At 60.7% G+C, this 1,441-nt stretch carries 2 protein-coding genes; both read left to right on the top strand.

Translation table 11 applies throughout. From position 1 onward, the window contains the following. Positions 1 to 1,036, top strand: a 1,036-nt coding sequence (locus tag EOB59_RS34805) for a DUF3631 domain-containing protein (protein WP_128290304.1), incomplete at its 5' end; no start/stop codon positions are given. Then, on the top strand, positions 1,033 to 1,317 hold the full coding sequence (locus EOB59_RS34800) for a hypothetical protein (RefSeq protein WP_128290303.1): 285 nt from the start codon (positions 1,033 to 1,035) through the stop codon (positions 1,315 to 1,317). The genes EOB59_RS34805 and EOB59_RS34800, both read left to right, overlap by 4 nt. Positions 1,318 to 1,441 lie beyond the last annotated feature (124 nt).

Genomic DNA, 1,441 nt, shown 5'->3' with positions numbered 1-1,441 from the left:
CCTCTGGATTGCCCACACCCACATGATGCAGGCCTGGGAATCGACGCCCAGGATTGCGTTTCTTTCCCCGGAACCCGGATCCGGTAAGACCCGCGCTTTGGAAATCTCAGAGTTGCTCGTCCCCAGGCCGGTCGAAGCGGTGAACGTCACGCCGGCATATCTCTTCCGCAAGGTCGCGGACGAGGCCGGCGCGCCGACGATCCTGTTCGATGAGATCGACACCATCTTCGGCCCAAAGGCCAAGGACAACGAAGAACTCCGTGGCCTCCTTAATGCCGGCCACCGTCGCGGTGCATCCGCCGGCCGGTGTGTCGTTCGCGGCAAGATCATCGAGACGGAAGAGATTCCGGCTTACTGCGCCGTCGCTCTGGCGGGGCTCGGCGATCTGCCTGATACGATCCTCACCCGTTCCGTCATCATTCGGATGCGCCGCCGCTCACCGGAGGAGAATGTCGAGCCGTACCGCCGCCGCGTCCACAGGCCAGCAGGTGAAGTAGTGCATAAGCGCCTCGCTGGCTGGGCAGAGTTCATTGCCGCCGACATCGGCAGCGCCTGGCCTGAGATGCCGGCCGGTATCAAGGATCGCGATGCAGATGTCTGGGAGCCGCTGCTGGCTGTCGCCGATGCAGCCGGCGGAGACTGGCCAGAAAGGGCGCGTGTTGCGGCTGTTGCGCTTGTTGCGCTCTCTAAGGAGAGTACACCCAGCCTAGGCGTTCGGCTGCTCTCTGACATCAAGGTAGTCTTCAGTGACAACGAAGTGTTGGCCACGGAGTCCATCTTGCTTCGGCTCTGTAATCTCGATGAATCTCCCTGGGCAGATATCAGAGGCAAACCGATAGATGATCGGCATCTAGCCCAAAAACTACGCCCCTACGGTATTAAGCCGAAGGTGGTCAGGATCGGCACTGCTACGCCACGCGGCTACCACAGGTCAGACTTCATAGATGCATGGAAGCGGTATCTCTCTCTGCCTCCCCAAGACAGCGCAACATCCGCAACAAGCGCAACAGAGCATGTCGACGGGTTTGCCCTATGAGCGTCCCCCTCGAAAGCCTCATCGAACGACTCGAAGGCCTGGCCGAGCAGGTCACGGCCACCATGGAGCTGGCGCGCGCCATGCAGGCCGAGCAAAGCGCGATAGACCATGATGCGAAGTTTCCGCCCGGCGATCTGATCGACGTCGCCACCGCTGCCAATCGGTTTCGCAAGAAGCCCGACACGCTGCGGCACTGGTGCGAGCATGAAGGCATGGGCGTCAAGCGCGGCGCACGCTGGTTCATCTCTGTCTCATTGCTCCGAAAACGAGAGGGCTACTGAACGACTGGTGGGACAAACTGTCCAAGCAGTCTGTTCCCGTTTTTCCCGTTTTGGGCTGTTTGGCTTTCCCGTTTCGGGGCGCACTTTCAGCCTCAACAACGCAACACCGGCAAGGAAACAGCCA

It is taken from the genome of Mesorhizobium sp. M7A.F.Ca.MR.176.00.0.0, from assembly GCF_004023165.1.
Classification (GTDB): domain Bacteria; phylum Pseudomonadota; class Alphaproteobacteria; order Rhizobiales; family Rhizobiaceae; genus Mesorhizobium.
Note: the sequence above shows the minus strand (reverse complement) of the source record. Positions and strands in the feature narration are given on the sequence as shown.